General features: G+C 42.2%; 11 protein-coding genes and 1 other RNA gene. 8 read left to right on the forward strand and 4 right to left on the reverse strand.

Translation table 11 applies throughout. From position 1 onward, the window contains the following. Positions 1-34: 34 nt before the first annotated feature. The gene (gene aroA, locus HXT19_RS02130; protein WP_415697108.1) at positions 35-1417 is read left to right on the forward strand and encodes a 3-phosphoshikimate 1-carboxyvinyltransferase; all 1383 of its coding nucleotides are present in this window, start codon (positions 35-37) and stop codon (positions 1415-1417) included. A gap of 112 nt (positions 1418-1529) precedes the next feature. Here the strand turns inward: aroA and HXT19_RS02135 are convergent, their stop codons facing one another. The 3 genes from HXT19_RS02135 to HXT19_RS02145 all read right to left on the reverse strand — a co-directional run bounded on the left by HXT19_RS02135 (position 1530) and on the right by HXT19_RS02145 (position 7286). Then, positions 1530-2759, reverse strand: coding sequence for an acetate/propionate family kinase (locus HXT19_RS02135; protein WP_004115525.1), 1230 nt, complete (start codon positions 2757-2759; stop codon positions 1530-1532). A gap of 139 nt (positions 2760-2898) precedes the next feature. Then, positions 2899-4557: a phosphate acetyltransferase gene (pta, locus tag HXT19_RS02140; protein ID WP_075038544.1), complete on the reverse strand. Its 1659-nt coding sequence runs from the start codon at positions 4555-4557 to the stop codon at positions 2899-2901. A 251-nt stretch (positions 4558-4808) separates the two neighbouring features. Beyond that, positions 4809-7286, reverse strand: coding sequence for a phosphoketolase (locus HXT19_RS02145; RefSeq protein WP_004112522.1), 2478 nt, complete (start codon positions 7284-7286; stop codon positions 4809-4811). Between the two features lie 415 nt (positions 7287-7701). Between HXT19_RS02145 and guaA the strand changes: the two genes are divergently transcribed. From guaA to ssrA, 3 genes are all read left to right on the forward strand, one after another. Continuing rightward, positions 7702-9264 (forward strand): glutamine-hydrolyzing GMP synthase, encoded by a 1563-nt coding sequence (guaA, locus tag HXT19_RS02150; protein ID WP_004112523.1) that lies wholly within the window; start codon positions 7702-7704, stop codon positions 9262-9264. Between the two features lie 90 nt (positions 9265-9354). Next, positions 9355-11037, forward strand: a complete 1683-nt coding sequence (locus HXT19_RS02155) for an alpha-amylase (RefSeq protein WP_014554681.1) — start codon at positions 9355-9357, stop codon at positions 11035-11037. A 155-nt stretch (positions 11038-11192) separates the two neighbouring features. After that, positions 11193-11589, forward strand: a transfer-messenger RNA (tmRNA) gene (ssrA, locus tag HXT19_RS02160). A gap of 238 nt (positions 11590-11827) precedes the next feature. On the opposite strand, the gene HXT19_RS02165 is transcribed toward ssrA, so the two are convergent. Further along, complete coding sequence (locus HXT19_RS02165; RefSeq protein WP_004112525.1) at positions 11828-12574, reverse strand: Panacea domain-containing protein; 747 nt, start codon at positions 12572-12574, stop codon at positions 11828-11830. Between the two features lie 370 nt (positions 12575-12944). On the opposite strand from HXT19_RS02165, the gene miaA reads away from it, so the two are divergent. The 4 genes from miaA to pheS all read left to right on the forward strand — a co-directional run bounded on the left by miaA (position 12945) and on the right by pheS (position 17249). Continuing rightward, positions 12945-13934, forward strand: coding sequence for a tRNA (adenosine(37)-N6)-dimethylallyltransferase MiaA (gene miaA / locus HXT19_RS02170; protein WP_014554680.1), 990 nt, complete (start codon positions 12945-12947; stop codon positions 13932-13934). Between the two features lie 151 nt (positions 13935-14085). Then, positions 14086-15087, forward strand: coding sequence for a cation diffusion facilitator family transporter (locus HXT19_RS02175; protein ID WP_004115518.1), 1002 nt, complete (start codon positions 14086-14088; stop codon positions 15085-15087). A gap of 68 nt (positions 15088-15155) precedes the next feature. Then, on the forward strand, positions 15156-16121 hold the full coding sequence (locus HXT19_RS02180) for a TrmH family RNA methyltransferase (RefSeq protein ID WP_014554679.1): 966 nt from the start codon (positions 15156-15158) through the stop codon (positions 16119-16121). Between the two features lie 60 nt (positions 16122-16181). Next, positions 16182-17249, forward strand: coding sequence for a phenylalanine--tRNA ligase subunit alpha (gene pheS / locus HXT19_RS02185; RefSeq protein ID WP_004121821.1), 1068 nt, complete (start codon positions 16182-16184; stop codon positions 17247-17249). Positions 17250-17252: the final 3 nt, after the last annotated feature.

Below are 17252 nucleotides of genomic sequence, written 5' to 3' on the forward strand. Positions count from 1 at the left end.
CAATGCGTACATATTTATAGATAGTATTCATAATATGAGCGGAATAATGAATTCTTATAATCATGATGATGTTTGGCAAGCTCCATCCTGCAATATGCCTTTGAATGCAACAGTGAATATTCCTGGAAGCAAATCATTGTCTAATCGTTATTTGATTTTGGCAGCTCTCGGTAAAAAGCCAGTTGTTCTAAAAGGATTGTTGCGATCAAGAGATACAGAACTTATGATTAACGCGCTAAGCGTATTTGGAGTTAAATGCGATTCGCTAAGCTGCGATGGTACAACAATTTGCGTTATTCCGCCCAAAAATGGCGTTTTTAGTGTAGATGATTGTGCGGTTGTTAATTGCGGCTTAGCTGGAACGGTTATGCGTTTTGTAACGGCTTTAGCGCTGTTTGCGAATAATTGTGTGAAATTTGATGGAGATGAGCAAGCATATGCTCGTCCAATGAAGCCTGTTCTAGATGGATTGGAACAATTGGGCGCAAAAATCGTATATCACGGAAAAGTCGGATTCTTACCATTTAGCGTTATTCCGCCTAAAAATCTTGAATCATATGGTATAAATGACGCGCAAAATTCTTGCAATAATCGCGTTATTCGTATCGACTCTTCGTCATCGTCTCAATTTATATCTGCACTTCTGCTAATTGCATCTCGTGTTCCAGGAGGGCTACAAATCGAGCATATTGGAAGCAAATTGCCTAGTATGCCGCATATTCAAATGACAATGGAAGATGTGCGCAAAGCTGGCGGAGTGGTAGATATGCCAGAAAGTGGAGTATGGCGTGTTAAAGAGCATGATTTGACTTTGCCGCATGAAGTTGTTGTAGAGCCAGATCTTTCTAACGCGGCGCCTTTTATTGGAGCAGCGTTGATTGCTGGCGGATGCGTTAAAATCCCTAATTGGCCGCTTAAAACAACTCAGCCTGGGGGGTTGTTGCCTGGGATTCTTGAGCAAATGGGCGCAAAAATTGTTTTTGAGCATTCTAGATCAGATTCTTCAACATTGTGCGTAACTGGTAGCGGAAAAATTCGTGCTATTAAGTCGCTTGATTTGGCTGCTGCTGGCGAGGTTGCGCCAAGTATTGCTGCGATTCTTGCGTTTGCAGACAGTGTAAGCGAGTTACGCGGTATTGCGCATCTAAGAGGCCACGAAACAAACCGCTTGAGTGCAATAGTTACGGAACTAAATCGCGTTGGAATAGGCGCAGAAGAGCTAGATGATGGAATTCGTATTATTCCTAGCAAAAATATGCATGGGGAAGTGATGGAGACTTATGCGGATCATCGCATGGCAACTTTTGCGGCAATGTTAGGGCTTCGTATATCTAATATAAGCGTAAAAAATATTGCCACTACGCGCAAAACGCTTCCTGATTTTCCAACAATGTGGAATAACATGCTTAAAGAGTGAGCCTAAATAGTGAGCTTAAATAATATGCTTAAATAACAAATAATCCCGAGTTTTTTTAACCCGGGATTATTTATGTGTTACGTTTTTACGTTACGTTGTTTTATACTACGATTTAGCGTTCAAACTTGTTGCCGTAAGAATCGACTCCATCTTCTGCAATTTGTGCAGACTTTCGAGCGATTGCCAACTCTTCGTTAGTTGGGATTACAGCAATAATTACAGAGCTATCTGGAGTGGAAATAATGCGTGGCTCCTTAGAACGAACCAAGTTCTTCTCTTTATCGAGCTTAACGCCGAATGGAGCAAGCTTTTCGCACACAAGAGCGCGAACAATCTCGTCGTTTTCGCCAACGCCAGCGGTGAATGTGATTACGTCCACGCCGCCCATTTGAGCAGTGTAGTTGCCAATATAGCCAACAATGCGGTGAACGTACACGCCGAGAGCAAGCTTAGCGTCTTCGTCGCCTTCTGCAATTAGCTTGTGAATGTCTCGCAAATCGCCGTGGCCAGTCATACCCATCATGCCAGAACGCTTGTTGAAGAGCGTATCAAGCTCGTCTACGTTCATGTGAGCGTTGCGAATAAGGTGGAACACTACAGCTGGGTCAATATCTCCAGTGCGGCCGCCCATCATTAAACCTTCGAGAGGCGTTAAGCCCATAGAAGTTTCAACTGGCTTGCCAGAAATCTGAGCGGAAGCAGAAGCGCCATTACCAATGTGCAAAACAATCTGCTTTAAGCCTTCTGCAGGCTTTCCAACAACGCTTGGAACTACAGAGCCAATGTATTCGTGGGAAGTGCCGTGAGCGCCATAGCGACGAATGTGGTACTGGTTTGCAATATCTTTGTTTAATGCGTAAGTTGCAGCAACTTGTGGCAAATCGTGGAAGAACGAAGAATCGAACACCATAATTTGTGGAACATCTGGCAAAAGTTCAGTCATGACTTCAGCGCCAACAGCCTCAGGACCGTTGTGAAGTGGAGCCAAAACAGCCAAATCCTTCACCTTATTAATGGTCTTTTTGTTTACTAATGCAGGCTTAGGGAATGTTAAGCCACCCTGAACAACGCGGTGTCCAACAGCTACGATTCCAGACTTGGAAAGATTTGGACCATATTCCTCGAAGAAGCCGAGTACGCGCTTTAAGCCTTGCTCGTGATCATGCACTGGCTCGTCAAACTCATGCTTTTCGCCATTGAATACGTGCTTGTAGTGTCCGTCAACTGGCTCGCCAATTTTTTCTACAATACCAGATGCAATACCTTCGCCGCTTTCCAAATCGACGAGCTGGTATTTAATCGAACTAGAACCAGAATTGATAACAAGAACGGTTTTTGCCATGAGGGAATCCTCCATAAAGTGTTGATAAGGCTAGTAAATTGCCACGTTTAAGTGTACAGGTAAGTTCCTACAATGAGTAGGTTTTATTAGTCAGAATCTCTGCAGGAACTTACCTATTTATTAAATTTGTTATTTATTGTTAGAATTGTGCTTCCAATGCTGTAAGAGCAACAGTGTTAATAATATCTTGAACCAACGCTCCTCTAGACAAGTCGTTAACAGGCTTGTTTAATCCTTGTAGGATTGGTCCAACAGCTAAAGCGCCGCTAGAACGCTGAACAGCCTTATATCCAATGTTTCCAGCGCATAAATCTGGGAACACAAACACATTTACGTGACCTGCTACATCATTTCCTTTAGCTTTGGACGCAGCAACAGTTTCAGACCATGCAGCGTCAAATTGAATAGATCCAACAACTTTCAAATCTGGGTCTTTTTCTTTTACAAGCCTTGTAGCTTCCTCAACTAAATCAACGTCTGGGCCTTTTCCAGATCCAAGAGTGGAATAAGATAGCATTCCAACTTTAGGATCTAATCCGAAAGCTTTAGCGGTTTGTGCAGATTGAAGAGCAATGTCAGCCAATTGTTCAGCGTCTGGGTTCAGATTAATAGCACAATCAGCAAATACTGCTACATGATCCTTAAAGCACATAATGAATGCGCCAGAAACAAGCTTAGATCCAGGCTTAGTTTTAATAACTTGAAGAGCAGGGCGCACAGTGTTTGCTGTTGAGTTAACAGAGCCAGAAACAAGTCCGTCTGCTAATCCAAGTACTACTAGCATTGTGCCAAAGTAGCTTGCGTCTTTAAGCTGTTCTCTAGCTTGCTCTTCGGTCATGCCTTTCTTTGCGCGCAATTCGCAAAGCTTGCTAATCATTTTGCTAAGAACCTCTTCGTCGCTCATAGACTGGAAGCTTGCTTTGCTAAGAGACTTTAATCCAAGCTCTTGTCCTCTTGCAAGAATAGATTCGCGTTCTCCAACAATAATAAGGTTTACAATGTCTCGTTCTAGCAAATAGTCAGCTGCTTTTAGAATGCGGTCTTCTTCGCCTTCTGGAAGCACAATTGTTTTCTTATTTGCTTTAGCTTTTCCAAGCAAGCTGTATTGGAAGGCGTACGGGGTAGTAGGTGCATTAAATGGCTGTTTCAAAGCGCTAATAATCTCTTCATCTGCTACATAGTCGTTGAATTTATCTGATTCTGATTCGCTTATAGAAGGCAAAGTCCAAAGTGGAGTGCCATTATTGTTTTGAGCGTAGTTTTCTTTTACTTCTTTTGCTAAGTCTTCTTTGCAATCAGTTACAAATACGCCGAATACTTTTGTGTATTCTTTGCTAACGCTTGCACATTGTGCTTCGATTGTTTGCAAGATTTGCTTGCTATCTCTGCCTTCTGCGCAAATGCTTAGGAACACTGGAGAAGCTAAGTCGGCTGCCACACTTGCATCAAATCGGAATAAATCTGGATCAAATACAGAAGTAGAATCGCTTGCTACAATAACGCATCCTTGAGCGTTCGTCACGCTAATCAGCTCGTTGAAGTGAGCTACAATGTCTCCTCTTAGTGTGTCTTTGTTTTTACGAACTGCGCATGGGCATGCTGCGATCACTTGTTCTAGAGTCGGTTTTGTATTACTTGATGCTATTAATTCGCTTGTAAACGCGTCATCATGCTTTGCGGATGGTCTAAAAACAGTTGTTGGATAATGACTTGAAAGAGCTTTTGTAACTCCTAGTGCTACGACATTGCGACTTTGTGCGCAATCTGCGCTGATAATAGTTACGTTAACTAACGACACGACTTTTCTCCTTTGATGCGTCTGTGTTTATTCTATTTTGCATTGCATTTTCGTTTTACTATTCTTCGTATTTCAACGTTGAAAAATTTACATATCAAACGAAGAATCCTCTAGTTATTCTAGAGCTATTTGCGGAACAACAAGCTGATTTTTTAATTTTTTGCATATTTTTTATTAATTTTTTAGGGAGCCAACCTTTCGATTGACTCCCTAAAAATCAACTAAGCAATTTTAGCATTGATAGCTTAAAACTACTCGTTATCGCCAGCGGTTGCAGCAGTAGCGGTGACAGCGCCTGGCTTGTCGGTCTTAACGCCTGGCCATACCCAATCGGTGTAGTCTGGGTGATCAAGACCCTTGTCGACTGCATACTGGAAGGCTTCGAGGCGGAAGTCCTCGAGCTTCTTGATTTCGTCGGCATACTTAGCGGCGTCAACCATGCGCAATGCTTCAGCAGTAAGCTCGTAACGATCCATGTCGTTAACGCGAACCATATCGTATGGCGTGGTGGTGGAGCCCTGCTCCTTGTAGCCATGAACGTTGAAGTTGTCGTGGTTTGGACGATCGTAAATCAAGCCGCGAACGTCATGTGCGTAGGAGTGATAAGCGAAGAGGACTGGCTTGTCAGCAGTGAAGAGATCAGTGAACTCTTCGTCAGTCAAAGCTTCGTTGTTTTCCTTAGCGGACTGCAACTTGAGCAAGTCAACAACGTTAACAACCTTGAACTTAACGCCAAGCTTGTTCAACTTGTCGGCAGCTGCCATCAATTCCTGCTGTGGAACATCGCCAACACCAGCGAGAACAACCTGAACTTCGTCATTGTTCTTAGCGTTGGAAGCCCACTTCCACTCAGCAGCACCCTTCTCGAGCTCTTCGCGAGCTTCGTCGAGAGTCAACCAAGTAGCAGCTGGCTGCTTACCAGCGAAGATGGCGTTAATCATGTTGGTGGACTTGTAAGCCTTTTCAGCAACAGCAAGCAACATGTTGGAATCTACTGGGAAGTAGATTCCAATTACGTGATCGTTGTTGAAGGTCTTGTTCAAGAGCACGGAAGTTACGCCTGGATCCTGATGTGAGAAGCCGTTGTGATCCTGACGCCACACGTGAGAGGATACCAACAAGTTCACAGAGGAGATTGGCTTACGCCATGGAATCTCACGAACGGTAGCTTCAAGCCACTTTGCGTGCTGGTTCAACATGGAATCGATGACGTGTACGAAGGACTCATAAGAGCTCCAGATGCCGTGACGACCAGTGAGCAAGTAGCCCTCGAGGAAGCCTTCCATCTGGTGCTCGGAAAGCTGTTCGGTGACCTGGCCGGTAACAGCCATGTGCTCATCGACTAAGCCAGAAAGGTAGCCAGCATCCCACTGCTTGTTGGTTACTTCGTAAGCAGCCTGCAAACGGTTGGAAGCGGTCTCATCTGGGCCGAAGATACGGAAGGAATCTGGGTTGTTCTTGATGATGTCGCGAGTGTAAACGCCAAGACGACGGGTAGCTTCGAGCTGACCCCAGCCGTGACCGAATTCCTTAACTTCCTTGACTTCGTAATCCTCAAGCTTTGGAAGCTTCAAATCTTCACGAATACGACCACCGTTGGCGTTTGGATTTTCACCAATACGGAGTTCGCCCTTTGGCATGAAGGAAAGAACGTCTTCCTTAACAGCACCCTTTTCGTCGAAGAGCTCTTCAGGCTTGTAGGACTTCATCCAGTTCTTCAAAACCTCGAAGTGAGCTTCGGTATCGCGAGCAGATGCCAGTGGCACCTGGTGTGCACGCCAAGAGCCTTCGGTCTTCTTGCCGTCGATGAACTTCGGGCAGGTCCAACCCTTTGGAGTGCGGAAGATGATCATTGGGTAGTAAGGACGAGTTACATCGTTAGTCTGAGCTTCAGCCTTAATATCGCAAATCTCATCGAAGATGGTTTCGAACATGTCAGCGAAGCGACGGTGGATGGAAAGATGATCCTCATCGTCGAAGCCAGCAACGAACTCGTATGGTTCGTAACCCATGCCGTGGAAGAACTCATGAAGCTCTTCGTCAGAAATACGGGAAAGAATAGTTGGGTTAGCAATCTTATAACCGTTCAAGTGCAAGATTGGAAGCACGATACCGTCGGTACGTGGGTTCACAAGCTTGTTGGACTGCCAACCAGTGGCCAAAGGACCAGTTTCAGCTTCGCCATCGCCGACGATTGCTGGAACGAACAAGCTTGGGTTGTTCATAACAGCGCCGTAAGCGTGAGAAAGTGCATAACCAAGCTCACCACCTTCGTGGATGGAACCTGGTGTTTCAGGAGCGAAGTGAGAAGGAATACCGCCTGGGTAAGAGAACTGACGGAAGAACTTCTGTAAGCCAGCTTCGTCCTTAGTGATCTTTGGATAATATTCAGTGTATGTGCCGTCGAGGTAGGACTGAGCAGTACCAGCTGGGCCGCCGTGGCCTGGACCCATGATGATTACAGTATTCTGCTGGTGATCAGCGATAAAGCGGTTGATGTGTCCAATAAGGAAGTTAAGGCCTGGAGTAGTGCCCCAGTGACCTACCAGACGATGCTTAACATCTTCGCGAGTAAATGGCTCCTTCATTAGAGGGTTGCTGCGAAGATAAATCTGACCGATTGCGAGATAGTTTGCTACGCGCCAATACTTGTCTACGCCTTCGATGGCCGCCTCAGAAACTGGAGCATTTAGCTTCTTCCAAGGGGTGCCAATAACAGGACTCGTCATGTGTACTCCTGTACTCAAGCACTTTTCAGTGCAATTTTAATCATTACCATTTGGTTATAGAGGCTGAAAAACGAATGTATTAGCCTCTTTTTCCATCATTCTCAGTATAGTAACAGCTTTTGACTTTTGTGCGTTTGATTACTCACTACGTGCGATTTTGTTGAAAAAATGTGTTAAAGTGTTCGCAAAAATTTTCTTAAAATTATCATTTATGTTATGTTTTATGTTCACTTTATTGCTATATAAAGCTTGATTGGTTTTAAAACTAGATAAGTCACGGCGTTTCGAAGCGCTGCAACGTCGCAAAGCGCCATTAGTATAAAATGAATCAGCCTTAAATATCACCTTTAAAACATTTGCAAAAAATAAAGTGATAAATAAGGAATATATAAGAAGCGTGTAAATAAGGAGAATCATGGCAAAAGGTCCGGTACTTGTAGTTGACTTCGGTGCCCAATATGCCCAGCTAATCGCTAGAAGAGTGAGGGAAGCAAACGTTTATTCGGAGCTTGTTCCGCACTCTATGCCAGTAGAAGAAATGCTGGCAAAAGATCCAAAAGCCATAATTCTCTCTGGCGGGCCTGCTTCTGTTTATGAACCAGGAGCGCCAAAAATTGACACAAAGATTTTTGAAGCAGGAGTTCCAGTGCTCGGAATTTGCTACGGATTCCAAGTTATGGCTCACGAGCTTGGCGGAGTCGTAGACAAAGCTGCATTGGGTGAATATGGAAAAACGCATGCAACCATTGATGAAGCAGAAGGATTGCTTGCTAATTCTCCATTAGATCAAAATACTTGGATGAGTCACGGAGTGGCAGTTAAGAGCGCGCCAGAAGGATTCGAGGTGCTTGCTCACACTCAAGGCGCTCCAGTTGCAGCTATGCAAGACAAAAGTCGCAAGCTTTACGGAGTGCAATGGCATCCAGAAGTCAAGCATACGCCTTTAGGTCAAAAGCTGATTTCCACATTTTTGCACGAGTGTGCAGGATTGGAAAATGATTGGAATCCTTCGAATATTATAGAAGATCAGGTTGCAAAGATTCGCGCTGAAGTTGGAGATGCACAAGTTATTTGCGGACTTTCTGGAGGAGTCGATTCCGCAGTTGCAGCAGCACTGGTACATAAAGCAATCGGAGATCAGCTCACTTGCGTTTTTGTAGACCATGGCCTTCTCCGTAAAGGCGAAGTTGAGCAAGTGAAGCACGATTTTGTTGAGGCCACTGGAATCAAGCTTATTGCAGTGGATGCAGAAGATGACTTTTTAGATGCGCTTAAAGGCGTGAGCGAGCCAGAGCGCAAGCGCAAGATTATTGGCGAAAAGTTTATTCGCACATTTGAAAAAGCACAGCGCCAAGTTATTGAAGAAGCTGGAAAATCTGGAGCAGAAGTTAAGTTCCTTGTACAAGGCACACTTTACCCAGATGTTGTGGAATCTGGTGGCGGAGATGGTGCTGCAAACATTAAGTCGCATCACAATGTTGGCGGCTTGCCAAAGGACTTAAAGTTTAAGCTTATTGAGCCTTTACGCACTTTGTTTAAGGATGAGGTTCGCGCAATTGGTACGGAGCTTGGGCTTCCAGACGCTATTGTGTGGCGCCAGCCGTTCCCAGGCCCAGGATTGGGAATTCGCATTGTTGGCGAGATTACTCGCGAGCGTTTAGCTGTTCTTAGAGAAGCAGATGCGATTGCGCGCGAAGAGCTTTCGGCAGCTGGATTAGATCGCGATATTTGGCAATGCCCAGTTGTTCTTTTGGCAGATGTTCACTCTGTTGGAGTTCAAGGAGACGAGCGCACATATGGATCTCCAATTGTGCTTCGACCAGTAAGTTCTGAGGATGCTATGACTGCTGATTGGTCGCGAGTTCCTTACGATGTATTGGCAAAGATTTCTACTCGAATCACAAACGAATGTCGCCAGATTAATCGCGTTGTGCTTGATGTTACATCTAAGCCGCCTGCCACAATCGAGTGGGAATAGATGGTTCTAATATAGTGAGGTAGAATCTAGCTCTAAAAAGAATAAAGTAAGAACAAAGCAAAGCCGCAATTCTTGCAGGAAGGAACAATGATGATCCACGGCATAGAAGTATTTACGAGCTTCAATAAAAAGGCGCTTGTAAAGTTAAAGTTTGTGTTGGCAAGAGTTGCGGCTATAACATCTTGCGTCGCTATGATTTTGGCGGGAGCAGTAGTCGCAAGCAGCCCAGCGATTGCAGATGAGGGTGCAAAATCATCTCAAAAAACTACACAAAAAGGTGTAATCGTAACAGCGTTCCAACAAAATTGGAGAAGTATAGCTAAGGAATGCAAAAAAACGTACGGCCCAGAAGGCGTAAAGTACGTACAAGTATCACCTCCGCAAGATCATATTAAAGGTGACCAATGGTGGACAAGCTATCAACCTGTAAGCTATAAGCTAAATTCAAAACTTGGCACAGAAGACGAGTTTAAAAAGATGATTACAACGTGCAAAGCTTCAGGTATTGGAATTATTGCAGATGCGGTAATAAACCACACAACTGGTTTTGCAAACAAAGACACTGTTGGCGTTGGTGGAAGCAAGTATGATGCTGCAAATCAATCGTTCCCAGATGCTGGATATACAAAAGACGATTTTCATAAGTCAACAGAAAATATCAACACGTATCGAAAAGCAGAAATCGTTTGGACGCATCGACTTGTTGGACTATTGGATTTGGACACTTCTAATCCTCATGTGCAAAAAACTTTGGGAGAGTACTTTGCGCATATGCTAAAGCTTGGAGTTGATGGGTTTAGAGTTGATGCTGCAAAACACATGTCTCCGCAAGATGTAAAGGGCATAAAAGATGCAGCTGCAGAGGCTGCTGGAACAACGCCAGATAAGATTTGGTGGATGCAAGAAACAATAGGGTTTTCTGAGCAAGACCCTAGAATTCAGCCAGACCAATATTTGCAAACTGGTGAAGTGAATGAATTTGAGTACTCTTATAGGCTTAGAAACTATTTTTATGGGTCTATTGAGAATCTTAAACATATCACAGATAAGTTAATTCCAAGCAAAAAAGCTGCGATTTTCGTTACAAATTGGGATACTGAGCGAGATAATGCAAGCAGAGTTTTGACGTATAAAGATGGTAAAAAATACGAGCTTGCAAACACGTTTATGTTGGCGTATCCATATGGAACTCCAAATGTGTTTTCTGGTTATGAGTTTACAAAACGAGATGAGGGAGCACCTGGAGCTACGCAAACTTCAATTCCTGATGTGAGTTGTGCAAAGGATTCTAAGTGGCAATGCACGCAAAGGCTAACTTCGATTCGCGGAATGATTGGGTTCTACAACGCCGTTAGGGGCACTAAGGTTACTAATTGGCAAGATGATGACGATAATAACGTTGCATTTAGCCGAGGAAACAAGGGTTTTCTTGCGATTAATAATACGGAAGAGCCGCAAAAAGTGAGTTATAAGACTGACTTGCCAGATGGTGAATATTGCAATGTTTATGAGTCTAAAGATTGTACTAAAACTGTGAGCGTTAGTGGCGGAAAAGTAAAGACCACTGTTGATGCGGAATCTGCTGTTGCTCTTCATGTTAATGCTGTAAAAAGTCTTGGAAATGCTAGAGCTAGAAACGTTACAATATTTATTTGCGTGTTTGTTGCGTCAATTTGTACGTTTGTTGTTAATAGAAGATTTGTTGAAAAATCGAAGAAGCTTGCCAAAGGCAATAGTGATGGTGTTAAAACAGGTGAGACTAAAGGTAAGTGATTCTGGAATAAATCTTTAGGTGAGCTTTAGTTGAGCTTTAAGTGATTCTGAAATAAATCAATATTCTAAAACAGGTTGACTCTGTTAAAACGTTTATTTATAATGATTATTCTGGCTTTATGCCAGTATCTAATTGATAGTTTGATAAATCAAAAGGGGTCGATCGGTTTCGACGGTGATCTGTTCGCCGCGGGGAAGCGTGCCGAGAATGCGAAAGTCCACTCGTAAACGTCCTTTCGCAAAAGAATAAGTGCTAAATCTAATCGCACTGAGTTCGCTCTTGCTGCCTGAGCTTCGCGCCAGGATTAACCAGTGAGCAGCTGCTCCGTTTACCCACTCACGTCTTCGGAGTGGTGCTAAACGTCATTAGAAGACTTGCTTGAATTGCCGAGCTGCAGGGTAGTTCAGGGACTTTTACTGTAGATATGCTCGCCATGAATTGTCTGCGATAACATGGGGGCAGAAAAACTGCCGAATGGCCAGCAGGCTACGCACGTAGAAGACCGAGGGTACGGTTTCCGGACCGGGGTTCAATTCCCCGCGGCTCCACAAACGCAATAACGCCACTGCTCAAACAGTGGCGTTTTTTGTAGCAAATCCCAATGTTTTCAACGCCTTTAGCATAGAACAGTGGGCGTTGTTTACCGCTTGCACACAAGTATGTACGATATGTGATATAGCACATACAACAGACGGAAATAATCAGAGCAAAAGCTCTAGGTATAAGATCTAGAGCTTTTTGATTTTCCTATGCATACTTATTTGCGCCGTATGTTTTGACCTATACCACTTATTTATTTTTATTTTTATCATTAATATCATTGTTTATGTAGTCAACAAAATGTCGTGCTGTAATACGAACAATGTTTTCATCAAAATAAATTTTATTATTTTTAAGCCCATTCAATATGCTTAATTTTTCTCTTAAAATTTTTTCAGCCCGTCTTATTCTTCTAACTTTTTCATCTTGATTATATTGATTAAATTTTTCAATTTGTTCAGAAATTATATCTTGTATGTCTTTTTGTAGTTCTTCATCATCTTTTCTAAATTCTTTGCTTCGTGTTGTTCGTGAATTCGTATTAATTACTGGATGTTTTACGTAATAATCATGAATAATTTTCTTAGATATTTCTACTTCATTAGCCTTATTTGGTAATATCCCTCTGCGTGCATCAATCCATGGCATCTCACTGCGGGCGCGATTTTCTAGTTCTTCAATACTAAAATCAATTAAAGCGTCGCAAACGTTATAGATAGTGAGTAAATTAGAATAAGTAAGATGATTTTTAAGTTCATAAGGTCCTAGAACAATATCTTTACATTCTATAAAAACATCATTAATTCTGTGCATCTTAAATAAATCTAGGCATACTGGACCGTTGCGCCAAGCCTGAAAATTGTTATAGAACAAAGGAGAATTAGTGGATGCTAGGTTATAAGCTTGGCAATAGTAAGAAAGTAATTGTAAGCGATTAATATTCATTTTCCCATAACGTTTTAAAATCGCATATGCTACATGAGAAATAGTAATCATATCTATTCTCCATCGGTGCAGAAAAGACAACAAAATGATTAACGTAAAACCAAATAGAATCCTTTTATAAATCACGTTGAACGAATAATTTTAGTTGTAAAATGCACGAACACGTGTAAACAATAAAAATCATTCGGTTTTAAGTTAGCGAAAACGGTACCATATAAAATAAAACACATCAACAATAGCGCGTGTCGTCCTCAATGGGGATTGTAATACAGTGTGGTAATCAACTACTGCTTTGGTGTCGAAGCAAAATCTCCTACTACTTTTATTGACTTTTATGTATGTTTGATTGTGTAAATTTGTAGAAAAGATTCTTCTTTAAGGTTGATTTTAGTTCGTTTAATATGATTATTAGGAGCGCATTGTGTGCAAACCGCCGAAAGTGATTTCGATTGTAGGTCCAACAGCATCTGGCAAAACGAGTCTTGGTATTGCAATTGCAAAGAAATTTGCTGAACGTGGTGTAAAAGCGGAGATTATAAACGCAGACGCATATCAAATGTACCGTTATATGGATATTGGTACAGCAAAAGCCACTAAAGAAGAGCAAAGCGAGATTAAGCATCATTTAATAGATATTATTGATCCAGAAGAATCCATGAGCGTTGCAAAATTTCAAACGCTTGCTAGGCAATGCATACGCGATTTGCAAGAAAAAGGTATTCGCCCAATTCTTGTTGGAGGCTCTGGTCTATATGCACGTGCGGCTGTAGATGATATAACTTTTCCAGGTACAGATCCTAATATTCGCAAAGCTTTGGAAGATCGTGAAAAGTCGCAAGGAGCAATGGCTCTTTTTGAAGAGTTACAAAAACTGGACCCTGTGGCGGCTAAAAATATGGATCCAAGAAATTCGCGCAGAACAATTCGCGCTCTAGAAGTTATTGAGTTAACAGGAAAGCCGTATTCTGCTACTCTGCCAAAATACAAGTATTTGATTGATTGTGTGCAAATAGGATTGGACTTAAACAGAGAAGATTTGGATGCGCGAGTGGAGCTTCGCACAAAAATGATGCGCGAGCAGGGTTTTGTAAACGAAGTTAAAGAGATTCGCTCAAGGCTTGGTGTTACTGCGAGTAGAGCTTTGGGATACAAGCAAATAATGGACTATTTAGATGGCTTATGCAGCGAAGATGATGCTTTTTCTGATATTGCTCAGAAAACTAAACGTCTTGCTAGAAAACAAATGGGTTGGTTTGGAAGAGATTCGCGTATTCATTGGGTTAATGCTTTGCAGCCAGATGTGGTTGATGTCTCAATGAAGATAATTAATGCTGCTGATAATGGCGATTTTAAAGATGATTTGATTGCCGAATCAACTTCCCATCATCTCGGCGCGTTAATTGACGAATAGTAATAATAGAATAAGTTTTTAGATAATTAATCTTTAGATGTTTATGCGTGAACCCTAGCTTAGGCTGGGGTTCATTGCGTATAAGGCATATTGGGAATGATATTGAGAAACGATATCGAGATACTTATTTGTATGAACATAGGAGATTTGTGTGAATAATCATCATTTGTCAAACTCTTCCAGTGAAATCTTAGAGAAGAATGATTTAAGTACTTCTGGAACTAATGCCGCTTCTTTGCAAGATGCTATTAAAGCAAGTCATGCGCATCAGCATAAGCTAACTATCACTTTGGCTTTAACGTCTATTGTATTCTTGGCAGAAGTAATTGGATCTGTTTTAACAAATTCACTTTCTTTGTTAATTGACGCAGGACATATGTTAACAGATATTTCTGTTTTAGCTGCATCTACGGTTACTGCGATTTTGATGCGCAAAAGACCTAATGCAAAGCGCACTTGGGGTTGGGCTAGGCTAGAGGTAATTACTGCTGCTGCTGGTGCTCTTGTTCTACTTTTTGTTGGCATTTATGCGATTGTGGAATCTTGTATGCGTCTTTTTGGTGTAAATCATAATGGAATACATGATGTAAATCAGCTTCTTTTCTTTGGTATTCTTGGTTTGCTTGCAAATCTTGCTTCTCTTGTAATTCTTGTTTCTCAATCTAAAGACAACATGAATATGCGAGCAGCCTTTTTAGAAGTAATGAACGATGCTTTGGGATCTGTTGCTGTTGTAGTGTCTGCTGTAGTAATGATGAGTACTAGTTGGAATGGATTTGATGCTTTAGCTGGCGGGATTATTGCAATTTTGATGATTCCTAGAGCGTTACATTTGCTTAAAAATGCTGTAAAAGTTTTGCTTGAGCAAACGCCAGAAGGATTGGATATAGAAAAAGTTCGCGATCATCTTGAACACGTTCCTCATGTTCTTGCTGTTCACGATTTGCATGCAAGTACTGTTTCTACAGGAATGCCTATTTTTATGGCACATGTTGTTGTAGAGCGCGATTTAACAATGGATCAGTGTGCTGATATTTTAAGCCAGCTTCAAGATTGTTTGCGTGAGCATTTTCCAGTTTCTGTTTCGCACACCACATTCCAACTAGAACCTGAAGGATATACCACTCAAAGTTCGTCGGAACATCATGAGTAGTTTCGTTGAGTAGTTTTGTATTGCAACATTTACGCGTGTTGTAACTATATGTAAAGTAGAGTGATATTATGCCGTTAAAAGAGTTAATAGACAACGCGCATAGCGATCGCGTTAAGCGTATTTGCGCAATAAGTCGTGCAAAATCGCGAGTGGATGGGCGCTTTTTAGTAGAAGGTCCGCAAAGCGTTAGGGAAGCGGTAAGGTACGCGCATAAGTCGATTCTAGACATTTACGTTTTGCAAGATGCTGTTAATAGTGACTACATTGATGTCAATTCTTTTAAAAATCTTAAAAATGGCATTTTGCAAAATGGATCTTTAGAAACGATAAGCAAAATTGTTGACGAATCCTTAAAAAATCAGTGCTATGTGCACCCTGCAACAGCAGAAGTTATGCATAAGATCAGTACGGATTGTCAAGGGATTGTTGCCGTTTGTGATTCTACTATTTTAGATAAAGAATTTATAAAAGAATTTAATAGTATTGGGGTAGAAAGCAAATATAAGTCTGGTTTTGCTTATGATCCTATATTGATTGCAGCCTGCTGGCAGGTAAGAGACCCTGGCAACGCTGGTGCGATTATTCGCGTTGCAGATGTAGCTGGTTGTAGTGCCGTTGTTTTTGTTGACGATTGCGTGAATCGTTTTAATTCCAAGCTTGTTCGTTCTACTGCAGGCTCATTATTCCATTTGCCAGTAGTGACAATGAGTGAGGATGATTGGTTTGATTGGACAAAGTCATTAAAAATAAGGGTTATTGCAGCTGATATTTATGGAACGGAAAATAAAAAACCAAAGTCTTTTGCAAATCTTCTAAAACCACTAAGTGATGATTTAAATAAAGGATATAACGAAGGATCTAATGCAATATTATTTGGAAACGAAGCCAGAGGATTGCCAGAAGAAATATTAAATAAAGTAGACGAAATATCGGTAATACCTATTTACGGAAAAGCAGAATCAATGAACTTGGCAACCAGCGCTGCAGTAATGCTAATGGGCTTGGCTATGTCTAGTCATGAGCGAAAAATGTAGATTTGAGACGTTTTTTGAATGCTTCACAAAAGTACACATAACACGGATAGGAAGGGTGCTGTGGCAAGTAGTAAGCCGTTCGACGCGAAGGCAATTACAAAGGTAGTAAAAGAGGGTATAGCTTGTGTTCAAGCCGCTAAAACAATGGAAGAGTTGAAAGCGGCAAAAACTAAGTATGCAGGAGCTCAGTCTGCAATGACCCTTGCCAGCAAGTCTATTGGAAGTCTTCAAGTAGAAGAAAAGAAAGAAGCTGGCAAGATAATGTCGGCTTTACGCGCTGATTTTGGTCGTGAATTTGCAGCAGCCCAAGAGCGTATTAAGGCTATTGAAGAAGCTAATATGCTTCAAAAAGAAACAGTCGATATGACCTTGCCAATAAATCGTAAGCCGCTTGGCGCTCGCCATCCGATTGCGCGTATTATTGAAGACTTTGAAGACTTCTTTGTGTCTATGGGTTGGCAGATTTCTGCAGGACCAGAGGTAGAAACAGAGTGGTTCGATTTTGACGCGTTGAATTTTGGTCCAGATCATCCTGCTCGTCAAATGCAAGATACTTTTTATGTGCAAGGTAATCAGGCAAAGGATGCTGCAGGATTTGTTGGATCTAACATGGTTTTGCGTACGCAAACTTCTTCCGATCAGGTTCGTGCGTTAATTGAGCGAGGAGTACCTCTGTATATTGCGTCCCCAGGCCGAGTATTCCGCACGGATGAGCTTGATGCAACGCATACTCCAGTTTTCCATCAGTGTGAAGCTTTGGCAGTAGATAAACATTTGAGCATGGCTGATTTAAAGGGTGTTCTTGATCGCCTTGCTGTTGCAATGTTTGGTCCAGATGCAAAAAGCCGTTTGCGCCCAAGCTACTTCCCGTTCACGGAGCCTAGTGCGGAGTTGGATCTTTGGTTCCCAGATAAGAAGGGTGGCCCAGGTTGGATTGAATGGGGCGGATGCGGAATGGTGAATCCGAATGTTCTTAAGTCTGCAGGCTTAGACCCAGATGTTTATACGGGATTTGCTTTCGGTGTTGGCTTGGAGCGCACTTTGCTGCTTCGTCACGATATTAACGATATGCACGATTTGGTTGAAGGCGATAAGCGCTTCAGTGAACAGTTTGTGATGGGAGAGTAGTAC

This window comes from Gardnerella sp. DNF00038, assembly GCF_049262855.1.
Classification (GTDB): domain Bacteria; phylum Actinomycetota; class Actinomycetes; order Actinomycetales; family Bifidobacteriaceae; genus Bifidobacterium; species Bifidobacterium vaginale.